We start from the raw sequence: 11,954 nt of genomic DNA on the forward strand, positions 1-11,954 counted from the left end.
AAGCAGACGACCCCGGCCGCGGCGGCCGGGGTCGTCTCACGGTGGGCGCGGACGGTTTCGAACCGCCGACATCCTGCTTGTAAGGCAGGCGCTCTACCCCTGAGCTACGCACCCGCGACGAGTCGACAGCCTACATTGCCGGGAGCCCTCTCTCGCAAACCCGTTCCGGGGGGTTACCCCTGCCTGGGATACGGGAGCGCTCCGGATGGGTTCGCGGGCCGCCGGTTCCCAGGGTCGGTCCATGACCTCAGCCGCCCGCACCTCTTCCCTCCGCCGTACGGCCGCCCTCGGCGGTCTCGTCCTGCTCACCGCCGCGCTCTCCGCCTGCGGGGCCTCGGCGGGCGACGACAAGCATCCCGACCACCGCTCCTTCACCCTGCACGGGCACACCCTCGTCGTCGACTCCGACGACTCCGCGCTGGAGATCGTCGCCGCCGGCTCGAACAGGGCGGGCACGGTCGAGGTCACCCGGTGGTTCGAGGGCTCGACCGTGGTGGGATCGGACCCGAAGGCCAGCTGGTCGATGAAGGACGACCGGCTGGTGCTGCGGATGAAGTGCTCCGGGTTCATCGCCGACTGCGCCGCGAGGCACCGCATCGAGTTGCCGCGCGGGATCGCGGTCGAGGTGGAGGACGGCGACGGCGGCGTCCGGGCGCACGGGTTCCGGGACGCCCTCGGGATCCGTACGCACGACGGTTCCGTGCACGTCACCGACTCCACCGGCCCCCTCGAGGTACGCACCGACGACGGCTCCGCGCACGCCGACGTCTCCTCGCCGCGGGTCCGCGTGACCTCCCGGGACGGCTCGGTGGACCTCGTGCTCGGTGCCGTACCGGACCTGGTGGAGTCCCGCACCGAGGACGGGTCGGTCACCATCGGGCTGCCCCGGGCCGTGTACCGGGTGACGACGAGGACCGCCGACGGCGGGGACCACGTCAGCGTGCCCCGGAGCGGCTCCAGTCCCCACGTGGTCTCCGCCCGCACCGCGGACGGGAAGATCACGGTGCGAACAGCGAACTGACCGGCCCGTGTGTTCGTCCTCAAGGGGTGGGAGAATGGCACCCCGCAGGGCGAACCACGGCACGGGAGAGGGATGTGGCGGCGACACCCCGAAGGACTGCTGGTCCGGTGCGTGGCTGGTTCGGCGGCCGGGCCGAGGACCGGCGGGCGGAGGCGCAGGCCGCCAAGGACGACGCAGCCGCCGCGTTCTACGAGCTCGACACCGCCCAGCGTGACCTGCGGATCTCGATAGAGACGATCAGCGCCGTGGACGACTCCCCCGCGGCCCGTCGCGCGGTCGCGGACTTCGAGGCGCTCGGACGGCGTATCGACGAGGTCAGCCGGCGGTACATCCAGGCGGTCGACGCCCACGATCTCGACCGTGACGACCTGGAGGCGTCCGCGGCCGGCCGGGCCCGTGCCGAGCTGAGCGCCGCCAAGGACGAGCTGGTGCGGGTCAAGCAGGAGCTGGACCGCTTCGGCGACTCGCTGGGGCCGCTGCTCGGCAAGGCCGAGACGCAACTGGCCCGGCTGGCGCCCGCGGTGGAGCGGGCCCGGCAGGCGCTGCTGGCCGCGTCCGACGCCCTCGACGCCGTACGGGAGTCCGGACTCGGGGCCGACGATCTCGCTGCCCGGCTCGCCGCCCTCTCGCCGGAGCTGACCAAGCTCAACCAGGGCGCCGGGCAGCACGGCCTGCCGCAGACACTGGAGCGGGCCGAGCGGGTGCGGCGGGAGGCGGAGGCGATCCGCGCGGAGGCCGCACGACTGCCGGAGCGGGCCGCCGAGATCGACCACCGGCTGGTGAGTCTGCGGACCCGTGCGCAGGCCCTGACGACCCGGGCGGGGCAGGTGGAACCGGTGCTGAGTGAGCTGCGGCGCCGCTTCGCCGCGGCCTGCTGGCAGGATCTGCAGCACGTGCCAGGGCAGGCCGCCGAGAACGTGCGGCAGGCGGAGCGGAAGCTGTCCGAGGCGCAGGCCGCCCGGGACGCCCAGCGCTGGCCGGACGCCACCTCGCTGCTGTCGACGGTGCGGGCGCTGCTGAACGCCACCGACGAGGCCGTGTCGGCCGCCGGTGACCGGCTGGCCCGGCTGAACGCCGTGCAGAAGGACCCGCAGGCGGAGATCGAGCGGACCCGGTTCGCGATCCGGGACGCCCAGCGGCTGGCCATGACGGGCCGCACGACGCCCGACCCCCGGCACGCCCGGCCGCTGGACGACGCCGTGGACCGCCTGGACCGGGCGATCGCCACCCTGGAGGGCCGCCACCCCGACTACTGGTACTTCCTGACCGAGACCGAGGCGGTCCGGCAGACGGTGGCACGGGTGGTCGGCCAGATCCGCGAGGAGCGCGGGGGCGGCCACTGAGCCGTTGCCGCGTGGGCCGGGCGGGCGGATATTGGGAGATACCTACGTTCTGCGCCCGCACCACAGGGAGGCGGAGATGGCCTCGCCCCACACAGTGCGCCCGGGGAGCCGCCGGCGGATCAGTTTCGACGAGCACCTGCCGGTCGACCACCGGCTGAACACCGTCTACCGGATCGGCGCCGGTCTGATGGGCCTCTTCCTGCTGGTCTTCGGCATCTTCGGCGTCGTCCACCACATCGGCTTCTTCGACACCGGCGGGAACACCGTCATCGGGCTGAACACCAACGGCACGCTGAGCGTCCTGTCGATCGTCGTGGGGCTGCTGCTCTTCGTCGGCATGGTGGTCGGCGGGAACTTCGCGTCGACGCTGAACATGGTCCTCGGCGTGCTGTTCATCCTGAACGGCTTCCTGAACCTCGGCCTGCTGGACACCGACTACAACTTCCTGGACTTCAGGATCCAGAACGTGTTGTTCAGCTTCGTGGTCGGGCTGCTGCTGATGGTCTTCGGTATGTACGGCAGGGTCGGTACGTCCCTGCCGCACGACAACCCCTACTGGCGGGCCCGCCACCCCGAACCGTCGCCGCAGGAGGAGCGGCTGACGCTGGAGCAGCGGGACCGGGAGGGACCGCAGGATCAGGTGCGGTAGGCGTAGAACGCCGCGTTCGGGTAGGAGGCGACGAGGCTCGCCACCGACCGGTTGTAGGTGTTGGTGGAGTGGTACGTCACGTACGGCACGCCCTTCGGGCTGCGGTAGGTGACGATCATGGAGTGGTCCTTCTCGCCGTCCTTGTTGAAGTCCATCTGGAGGACGTCACCGATGTCCGCCTGGTAGACGTTGGCGAGGCTGGTGACCCGGCCGGAGGACAGGGCGAACCAGGAGAACTCGTTGACGCCGACGAACGAGTCGGACTGGATCTCGGAGTTGCCGAACCACTTGTGGAAGTCCGTGCCGTCGCCGGGCACGTGCTTCCAGCCGCCCGCCTTCAGGGACTGGCTGACGAAGTTGGTGCAGTCGCCGCCGGCGCCCGCGCCGTTGAAGTCCGGGTAGTCCTTGTTGTAGTTGTTCCAGTACTTCGTCGCGTACGCCACCATGGCCTTGTAGTCGTAGCCCTTGGCGGTCATGTTCTTGGCGTTGGCCGGCGCGGGCCACGTGGTGGCCGAGCGGGCCGCCTCGGGCGGGCCCGCGTCCGCGGGGGCGGGGCTGGCCTTCACGGCGACCGGCTGCTGGGCCACCTGGTTCACGGCGATGTAGCCGCTGTCGGTGTCCTTGACGTCCGTGAGCTGCCAGTTGCCGCGCCGGTCGGCCTTGAAGGTCAGCTCGTGGTGGGCCTGGAAGCCGGTGGTCTTCGGCTCGGTGCCCTTGACCTTCGCGTAGGTCAGCGTCGTGGTCTCGGTGACATCGGCCTTGGCGGTCCGGCCGGTCACCCGCGTCGCGTCCAGCGTGACCCGGGTGCTGCCGTCGCTGTACTTCTCGCCGAGCTTCGACAGACGGGTCTTGCGGCCGCGCAGCTCGGTGAGCGCGGAGCTCTCCTCGCGGTTCTGCGTGGCGGACATCTTCACGCCGCCGGTGAAGCGGGACGTGGCCCGCTTCGTGCCGGCACCGCTCACCAGGGCTTCCGTGCGGTCGGTGAAGACCGCGTCGGCCAGCCGCTGGAAGGTCGCCTTGGTCGCCGCGTCCACGGTCGGATCGTCGACGACCGCCGCGCCGGCGCTCCAGTTGGGCACCAGGGCCACTCCGGCGACCACCGAGGCGGCCGCGGCCGTCACTATGGCGGCGCGGCTCCGCTTACGGCTCAGTTTTCTGGATTTCAATGAAGTTCCCCTCTACACCGGTACTCCTACCGGGAGATGGCATCTTCGCACGGCGTGTGAGCCGGTTGTGAAGGGGGATGCACAAGTGGAATCAAGCGGTTACAGGCCTCACTTGACGACTGTCGCCCAGTCCGGGTTCTGCGCCGGATCCAGGGCGCGCAGGTTGGCAAGGGTCGAGGGCTTCTGTACATCCATCCAGTCGGCCAGTTCCTTGAACGAGACGCATTTGACGCCCTTTTTGGTGCAGACGTTCTTGATGACCTGGTCGACGGACTTCATATAGATGCCGCCGTTCCAGTCCTCGAAGTGGTTGCCGACGAACAGCGGTGCGCGGCTGCCGTAGTAGACGCGGTTGAAGCCGTTCATGTACGAGTCGACGGTCTGCTGCTCCCACTTGGAGTACTGCGCCGGGTCGCCGTGGACCTCGCCCTTGGACTGGTTGTAGAGGAAGTTGAAGTCCATCGAAAGGCCCTGGTTGTTGGCCGAGTACGGAAGCATCTGGAGCGGGAAGTCCCATACGCCGTCCTTCTTGGTCGGCCATATCTGGAAGTTGCCGGGGGAACTTGCGTCATAGCGCCAGCCGTAGCTCTTCATGGCCTTCAGCAGGTTGGGCTGGCCCTCCAGACAGGGCGCGCGACCGCCGGTGACCTCCTTCCGGAAGTCGAAGGGCAGCGCGGGGATGTCCTTGAAGCCGGTGTTGGTCTTCCACTTCTCCACGAAGGAGTAGAACTGGTCGATCTCGCTCTTCCACTGCCGGACGCTCCAGTCGCCACCGCCCTTGGCCCCGCAGAAGTGGCCGTTGAAATGGGTGCCGATCTCGTTGCCCTGGTCGTACGCCTGCCGGAGCTGCTCCAGCGTGGTGCGTATGTGCTCGTCGGTGGCGTAGTCGATCGCGGCGTCACCCGGCTTGTGCATCGGGCCCTGGTAGAGGTCCTTCTTGCTCTTGGGCAGCAGGTAGATGCCCGTGAGGAAGAAGGTCATGTGGGCGTTGTACTCCTTGGCGAGCTCCCGGTAGTGGGAGAAGAGGTGGTCGCTGCCCTCCAGTGCGCCGTCCCAGGAGAAGACGACGAACTGGGGCGGCCGCTCACCGGGCTTGAGCGGAACCGGCTTCAACTGGCCTTTCTGCGGGCCGGTGTAGGAGGTGGAGCCGTCTCCGAGGATCTTGGTCTTGCCGTCCCACTTGGGCTCCGGGGTGCGCTTGCGGGCGGCCTTGCCGCTCTTGCTCGGGCCGGTGGCGGCGGTGGGCGTGGTGTCGTCCGGCCGGGTCAGGACCAGGAAGCCCGCGACCACGGACGCCACGACGAGGAGGGCGGCGAGGGTGATGACCTGGGGGCGGGTGGCCCGTGAGGAGCGGCGGCGTGGGCGGGCTTTGCGGCGGTGGCCGGTCGACGGCTTCGTGCGGGTCATGCGGGGCTCATTCTGCGAGGCGGGGACGGCGGGTCGCCGGGGGCGGCCGGCGGGGGGGCGGCGGGTTACGGGGCGGTGTGTTGCGGGGCGGTGTGTTGCGGGAGGCGGCCGGCGCGGTCAGCCGAATCCCATGGCGCCCGACCAGACGGTGTAGGGGACGCTGTCGGTCGCGGTGCCGGCGAGCCCCTTGAGCGGCAGCGGCTCGAGGGACTTGGCGAGGTCGATGCGGTAGACGACGACCGCGGTGGACACGGAGGAGGCGGTGCCCGCGTACCAGGAGGCGGTGTCGTTCTCGGTGGTGCCGGCCTTCCCGGAGACCTGGACCGTGGCGGGCGCACCGTTCGGGTGCGCGATGAGGAAGGACTCCCTGAGCGCCCGGCTGACGTCCTCGGCCACCTCCGTGCCGACCGCGCGGTGCGCGCGCGGGGTGGCCACGGCGACCTCGGCGCCGTTGCGGGTGATCCGGCGTACGGAGTACGGCTCGGTGTGCTTGCCGGAGGCGGCGAACGTGGCGTATCCGCCGGCCATCCGGATGGCGCTGGGCGTGGAGTTGCCCATGGACAGGGCGGGCACCTGCGGGCCGATGCTGGAGGGGAGCAGCCCGGACGCCTCGGCGGTCTGTCTCACCTTCTCCAGGCCGGTGTCCATGCCGAGTTGCATGAACGGTGCGTTCACCGACTGGGCGAGCGCCTTGTCCAGGGTGATGTCGCCGTAGGACTTGCCGCCGTCGTTGTGGGCCGTGACCCGCTTGCCGCTGCGGTCCCAGTAGGGGCCCTCGGGTGTGGTGACGATGTGGCCGTCGTCGCCGTCGTAGACCGTCTCGGGCGAGATCGGGCTGGGGATCCCGTTGCGTTCCTTGACGACGCCGTGCTCCAGGCCGGCGGCGTAGACGAACGGCTGGAACGCCGAACCGGCCTGGACGGTGGTCGCGTTGGACTCGTTGTAGCCCTGGGTGCGGTGGTCGGGGCCGCCGTAGACGGCGAGTATCCGGCCGTCGGCGGAGACCGAGGCGGCTCCGTAGTGCGCGGTCTTCGCCTCTTCGGGGTGGTCCTTCTTCGCCTGCCTGCGGGCCTGGGCGACGGCCTTGGTCAGCGCGTTCTCCCGCTTGCGGTCGAAGGTCGTGTAGATCTGGTAGCCGCCGAGGTCGAACTGCTTGTCCGTGATGTGCGCGGCCTTCTTGGCGTACTGGGACGCGAGCTCCACCAGGTAGTCGCTCTGCTCACCGGTGTCGTACAGCGGGTTGCTCTTCAGCGGGTCGGGGAACTTCGTGTACGTCGCCCGTTCCCGCGGCGACAGCTTGCCGATCTTGACCATCCGGTCGAGGATCCAGGACCAGCGCTCCACGGCGCGCTCGTGGTTGGCCTTGCTGAGCGTGGGGTCGTACAGGCCGGCGCCCTTGAGCAGGCCGGCGAGGCAGGCGGCCTCGGACGCGTTGAGCTTGCTGACGTCCTTGCCGTAGTACGCCTGGGCCGCGCGCTGGATGCCGTAGGTACCGCGGCCGAACCAGCTGGTGTTGAGGTAGCCCTCGAGGATGTCGTCCTTGCTCATCACGTTGTCGAGCTTGAGGGCGATCATCGCCTCGGTGAACTTGCGGCTGACCGTCTGGTTCTGGGTCAGGTAGACGTTCTTCACGTACTGCTGGGTGATGGTGGAGCCGCCCTCGGTGTCCCCTTCGCCCACCGTGCGCCACAGGGCCCGGCTGATGCCCTTGAAGGAGATGCCGGGGTCGCTGTAGAAGTTCTCGTTCTCCGCGGCGAGCACCGCCCAGCGGACGTCCTCGGGTATGTCCTTCAGGGGCATCGCCTGCCGCTGCACCCAGCCGGTGCGGGCCATGGGCGTGCCGTCGGACCAGAAGTAGACGTTGTCCTGCTGGGTGGCGTACGTGTTGAGGTTGTCCGGTATGTCGGTGACGGCGTAGGCGGTGACCAGGAACATGCCGGTCAGGCCGAAGGCCGTCAGCCACGTTCCGACCCACTGCCGCCAGGAGGGCATCCAGCGGCGCCAGCCGGTGCGGCCGGGGCGCGGGTAGACCGGCCTCAGTTTCCGGGCGTACGCGGATATTCGGGCGGTGAGCGGGGCGAGGCACCGTGCGGCGGTGGTGGTGACACGAGCAACGGCCGGAGGCAGGGCGCGCTTGCCGCGCGGCTTGCGGCGGTCGACCCGCCGGCCGGGCGTGCGGGGGTGGTCCTTGAGCCGGAGCACACGCAGCGCCATGGTCTGGTCCGGCATCGGCGGCGCGCCGTCGCCGCGGGCGGCCGCGTCGGGGGTACGCTCGCCCGCGGCGCCCTTGCCACCGGTGCCCTGGCCGGGGAAGTTCCTGCGGAGGGCGTCGACGTTCAGCTGCATGGTTTCGTCGGGCGGCAGCGCCCCACCGGGCGCCGGCCGTTCGCCCGGCCTGGCCCGGCGCCCCCGGGATCGGCGGTCCTGCCCCGGGACGCCCTCCCCCTGACCTGCCTCGGTCACTCCTGTGTCTCCCTCCGCACTATGATCTTGCGCGCGGGTGACACTCAGCGGGTGGACTCGACCGCCGCTCACGCGACGGACAGCCTCCCTCTTCCCCCGGTCTTGCTCCGGTCCTGCGGCTCCTCGCGGCACACACAAATTAGCAGTGATCTTCGCAGGATCTCCGCACAAGCGCCCGACAGAAATCAACACTAATGAAACTCTGAGCTGCGACTGTCAGGGTGCCGGCGGTTAGCCTAGCCGTATGCCTCGCTACGAGTACCGCTGCCGCAGTTGTGGAGACACGTTCGAATTGAGCCGTCCGATGGCCGAGTCGGCCGCGCCGGCCACCTGCCCCGCCGGTCATGACGACACGGTCAAGCTGCTCTCCACGGTCGCCGTCGGCGGATCGGCGACCGCCCCGGCACCCGCGCCCCGTGCGGGCGGCGGCGGTGGCGGGTGCTGCGGCGGCGGCTGCTGCGGCTGAGCCACCCGGGCTCGGCGTCCACCGGATCCGCGCCTAACGCGAAGCCCCGGCCGCCCTGAGGAACTCCCGGGTGATCCGCTCCCCCGCCAGCACCCCGCGCTCGGGCAGTGCGGTGATCCCGGGGGCCGTCCAGTCGGTGTCGGCCAGTTCTCCGTGGCCCGGGCGCCAGCCCCGGTCCACGGCCAGCAGGAGGTCGGCGTCGAGGAGCGAGTCGCCCGCGCCGAGGACGAGGTCCGCGCCGGTGCGGCGGGCGACCTCCCGGACGGCCGCGCTCTTGGTGAGCGGCTTGGGTACGGCGTAGAGCTTGCGGCCCTGCAGGGAGACCGTCCAGCCGCGGTTCTCCGCCCAGGCGGCGAGCTCCTTCACCCACTCCTCGGGGAGCAGCTCACGCTCCACGACCAGGTAGGCGAAGAGGTCCTCGGCGGCGCGGTGCTTGCGCAGCCACACCGGGTCGGCGGTCCGCAGCAGATGCTCCTGCACCTCCGTGAGCGGCGCGCACTCGCCGGCCAGCCGGTCGGTCACCTGCCGGTGCCAGTCGCCGTCCGAGACGCCGTCCACCAGCAGATGGCCGCCGTTGGCGCAGATCGCGTATGCGGGTGCCGGACCCGGCAGGTTGATGCGCTGGTACTGCTTGCGGGTACGGGTGGTCGTCGGCACGAACACCGCCGTGTCCCCGAGCTCGGTGAGCAGCCCGGCCGCCGTCTCCGTCATGTACGACAGCGGTCTGCTCTCGTGCACCTCCACGCAGAGCAGGCGGGGTGCCCGGGCATCGGGCATGGTCAGCGCCAGGGCCGCCGCGGAGTAGATCAGCGTCCGGTCGAGGTCGCTCGCCACCAGCACCGGCATCAGACGTTCACCGCCCGGCCGTCGGCGCCGGTCGCACCGCGCGTGTACTGGGGGTGGATCAGGCCCACGCAGGTGTACGGCAGCCCGTCGACCTCCTCGACGGGCACGCCCCGCTGTTCGGCCAGCAGGCGTACGTGGTCCAGGTCGGTGCCCGCCCCGGCCCGGGCGAGGATCTTCCACGGCACGCGGCGCAGCAGCACGCGGGTGGTCTCGCCTACGCCGGGCTTGACGAGGTTCACGTCGTGGATGCCGTACTCCTCGCTGATGCGTTCGACCGCCTTCCAGCCCTCCCAGCTGGGCGTGCGGTCACCGGCCGCCAGGTCCTTGACGGCCTCGTCGACCCGGTCGGCGACGGCCTGGAAGCGGGCGGAGACGGCGTCCAGGAAGGCCACGGAGACGTCCACGGCGGCCAGCTCGCGGTAGAACTTCGCACCGTGGAAGTCGTGCGGGCCGACCAGGTCGGCGCGCAGCACGGTGCGGGAGATCAGGCCGGAGACCGTCGAGTTGAGACAGGCGGAGGGGATGAGGAAGTCCTCGCGGGTGCCGTACGTCCGCACGCAGGAGCCCGGGTCGGCCAGCACCGCGATCTCCGGGTCGAAGCCGGTGACGTGGTCGGAGGCCTCGAACGCGGCCAGCGCGTCGGCCAGTTCGCGGGTGATGGCGCCCTTGCCGGTCCAGCCGTCGACGAAGACGACGTCCCGGGGGTCGTGGTGGGCGGCGAGCCAGCGCAGGGCGTTGGCGTCGATGCCCCGGCCGCGCACGATCGAGACGGCGTAGTGCGGCAGTTCCAGGCCGTGCCGGAACCGCGCCCAGCGGCGCATCAGCACCCCGACGGGGGTGCCCGCGCGGGCCAGGGAGACCAGGACGGGCCGGGGGGAACGCTCGGCGATCACCGTCTCGGTGACCACGCCGACCGCCTGGGCGATCCGGTCGGCCGAGGCCTCGAGGGCCGCGTGGAACAGTGCCTGGTACCGCTCGCTCGGCTGGTACTCCACCGGCAGCGACTCGGCGTAGTGCGCCCCGCCGCTCTGGATCGCCTCCTCGCGTTCCTCGGTCGGCGCCTCCAGCGTCACGTCCGAGAGGTCCCGCAGCAGCCAGCCGACCTCCTCGGGCGCGTACGAGGAGAAGGCGGGGCCGCGAAGGGGCTCGGGCAGCATGGGGGGCCTTTCGGGGGCGTACGACGGTACGACGGCGAGCAGGACGTGCGGGGCGTGCTCGGCCAGCTGGGCCAGCAGGCCCCGCGGGGCGTGCAGTGCGGGGGTGTCGGCGGCCGAGTCGACGACGGCGACGACCGCGTCGAAGCCGGCGCCCGCGACGTTGTACGCGTAGCGCTCGCCGGGGCCGTCGGCGGGGTCGTCATGGGCGGGGAAAACGATTCGGCTGCGTATCGCGTAGCCGGGGACGTCGACCGCGAGGACGGGCGAGCGGGTGGTGGTGGAGTACCGCACCTCGCCCGCCACCGCCCGCTCCAGTGCCTCGGCCAGCCGCAACGGGGCGTACATCAGTTCCTCGAACCCGAGCACGAGCACCCGACGGGCGTCGCCGGGCAGCGCCTCCACGAGGCGGGCCGCCATGGCGGGGAGGGCCTTCTCCAGGCGTATTCGGTGCTGGGGTGTGAAGCCGTGCCGACCGCCGTCGGGGAGGCCGTCGGGCCAGTGCAGGTCTATGCGGGTGACGTGGGGGTGGGTGCGGTCGTCGTCCGGGTGCGGGCCGTCTTGGGCTGATCGCGCAGTTCCCCGCGCCCCTGAGGCGGCACCCGCATCGCCCCTCAGGGACGCGGGACTGTGTCGATCTGCGGCTCCGCCGTGGGGTGCGACCGGCCACGACGCAGCCGCCGACGACGAACCACCCCCCGCGGCACTCTTCGCCTCGTACCGCGTCACCAGGGCCTGGCCCTTCTCCAGCACACCCTCCGGCAGGAGGACGGTGCCCGAGGCGGCGGCCACCAGGTCCACGCGGGCGCCGATCTCCCGCGCGAACTCCTCCAGCCGCCCGGCGTCAACCGCCGACCGCATGTCGACCAGCGCCACCACGACATACCGGCGACGCGGATACCGCGCATGAAGATCACGCACGGTGTTCAGCACCGTGTTCCCCGTGGAGAACTCGTCGTCGACCAGGACCAGGGGGCCGTCGCCGGACAGCAGGGCCGGGTCCTCGGGCAGCAGCAGGTGCGACGTGGCGTGCGAGTGGGACTCCTCGAAGCCGCCCGCCGGGGCGACGCCCGGGACCGGGCGGCGGGTGGAGTGCAGGTACGGGGCGAGGCCGAGCCCGTCGGCGACCGAGTGGCCGAGGCCGGTGGCGGTCTCCGCGTAACCGAGCACGACCGCCCGGCGCGCCTCCTCGTCGCCGAGCAGGTCCCGGACCCTGCGGCCCAGGGCGACCCCGTGGCCGTACACCACCGACGGCGACTGCGGTACGTGCTTGCCCAGCACGTTGGAGACCAGCAGGTGGGCCCGCTTGGGATTGCGGCGCAGGGCGAGCCCCACCAGGCCCGTCAGCGCGTCGTCGCCCCTGAGCTCGACCCCGAGCCGCTCGGTGACCCAGGCGCCGGACCAGACCTCGTCGTTCACTGGCTTGTTCATGCGTCCCT

The 11,954-nt window shown here is 71.1% G+C and carries 9 protein-coding genes and 1 tRNA gene; 4 read left to right on the forward strand and 6 right to left on the reverse strand.

The window, feature by feature from the left end; genetic code table 11:
* Positions 1-42: 42 nt before the first annotated feature.
* Positions 43-114: transfer RNA gene (locus ACWC21_RS34600), tRNA-Val, on the reverse strand.
* Between the two features lie 127 nt (positions 115-241).
* On the opposite strand from ACWC21_RS34600, the gene ACWC21_RS34605 reads away from it, so the two are divergent.
* From ACWC21_RS34605 to ACWC21_RS34615, 3 genes are all read left to right on the forward strand, one after another.
* Entirely contained in the window at positions 242-1,021 is a 780-nt protein-coding gene (locus tag ACWC21_RS34605) for a DUF4097 family beta strand repeat-containing protein (protein WP_450887755.1), read from the forward strand.
* A 74-nt stretch (positions 1,022-1,095) separates the two neighbouring features.
* Positions 1,096-2,364, forward strand: a complete 1,269-nt coding sequence (locus ACWC21_RS34610; RefSeq protein WP_450887757.1) for a hypothetical protein — start codon at positions 1,096-1,098, stop codon at positions 2,362-2,364.
* Positions 2,365-2,440: 76 nt separating this feature from the next.
* Entirely contained in the window at positions 2,441-3,013 is a 573-nt protein-coding gene (locus ACWC21_RS34615) for a DUF4383 domain-containing protein (RefSeq protein ID WP_450887759.1), read from the forward strand.
* Here the strand turns inward: ACWC21_RS34615 and ACWC21_RS34620 are convergent.
* The 3 genes from ACWC21_RS34620 to ACWC21_RS34630 form a co-directional block, all read right to left on the reverse strand.
* Positions 3,001-4,113 (reverse strand): amidase domain-containing protein, encoded by a 1,113-nt coding sequence (locus ACWC21_RS34620; RefSeq protein ID WP_450887795.1) that lies wholly within the window; start codon positions 4,111-4,113, stop codon positions 3,001-3,003. The two genes, ACWC21_RS34615 and ACWC21_RS34620, sit on opposite strands and share 13 nt — an antisense overlap.
* 174 nt (positions 4,114-4,287) lie before the next feature.
* Complete coding sequence (locus tag ACWC21_RS34625; RefSeq protein ID WP_450887761.1) at positions 4,288-5,586, reverse strand: hypothetical protein; 1,299 nt, start codon at positions 5,584-5,586, stop codon at positions 4,288-4,290.
* A gap of 117 nt (positions 5,587-5,703) precedes the next feature.
* Complete coding sequence (locus tag ACWC21_RS34630) at positions 5,704-8,049, reverse strand: transglycosylase domain-containing protein (RefSeq protein WP_450887763.1); 2,346 nt, start codon at positions 8,047-8,049, stop codon at positions 5,704-5,706.
* A 244-nt stretch (positions 8,050-8,293) separates the two neighbouring features.
* Between ACWC21_RS34630 and ACWC21_RS34635 the strand changes: the two genes are divergently transcribed.
* Positions 8,294-8,515, forward strand: coding sequence for an FmdB family zinc ribbon protein (locus tag ACWC21_RS34635; protein ID WP_450887765.1), 222 nt, complete (start codon positions 8,294-8,296; stop codon positions 8,513-8,515).
* 33 nt (positions 8,516-8,548) lie between these two features.
* Here ACWC21_RS34635 and ACWC21_RS34640 read toward each other — a convergent pair whose 3' ends face one another.
* The gene (locus tag ACWC21_RS34640) at positions 8,549-9,361 is read right to left on the reverse strand and encodes an HAD family hydrolase (protein WP_450887766.1); all 813 of its coding nucleotides are present in this window, start codon (positions 9,359-9,361) and stop codon (positions 8,549-8,551) included.
* Entirely contained in the window at positions 9,361-11,946 is a 2,586-nt protein-coding gene (locus tag ACWC21_RS34645; protein ID WP_450887768.1) for a phosphoribosyltransferase, read from the reverse strand. The genes ACWC21_RS34640 and ACWC21_RS34645 overlap by 1 nt, the downstream gene beginning before the upstream one ends.
* Between the last annotated feature and the right edge of the window lie 8 nt (positions 11,947-11,954).

The organism is Streptomyces sp. NPDC001348 (assembly GCF_053597535.1).

What these genes read in the sequence shown, in the direction of transcription:
- ACWC21_RS34605 (WP_450887755.1), top strand. Translation starts at nt 242, where the DNA reads ATGACCTCAGCCGCCCGCACCTCTTCCCTCCGCCGTACGGCCGCCCTC.
- ACWC21_RS34615 (WP_450887759.1), top strand. Translation starts at nt 2,441, where the DNA reads ATGGCCTCGCCCCACACAGTGCGCCCGGGGAGCCGCCGGCGGATCAGT.
- ACWC21_RS34625 (WP_450887761.1), bottom strand. Translation starts at nt 5,586, where the DNA reads ATGACCCGCACGAAGCCGTCGACCGGCCACCGCCGCAAAGCCCGCCCA.
- ACWC21_RS34635 (WP_450887765.1), top strand. Translation starts at nt 8,294, where the DNA reads ATGCCTCGCTACGAGTACCGCTGCCGCAGTTGTGGAGACACGTTCGAA.
- ACWC21_RS34640 (WP_450887766.1), bottom strand. Translation starts at nt 9,361, where the DNA reads ATGCCGGTGCTGGTGGCGAGCGACCTCGACCGGACGCTGATCTACTCC.
- ACWC21_RS34645 (WP_450887768.1), bottom strand. Translation starts at nt 11,946, where the DNA reads ATGAACAAGCCAGTGAACGACGAGGTCTGGTCCGGCGCCTGGGTCACC.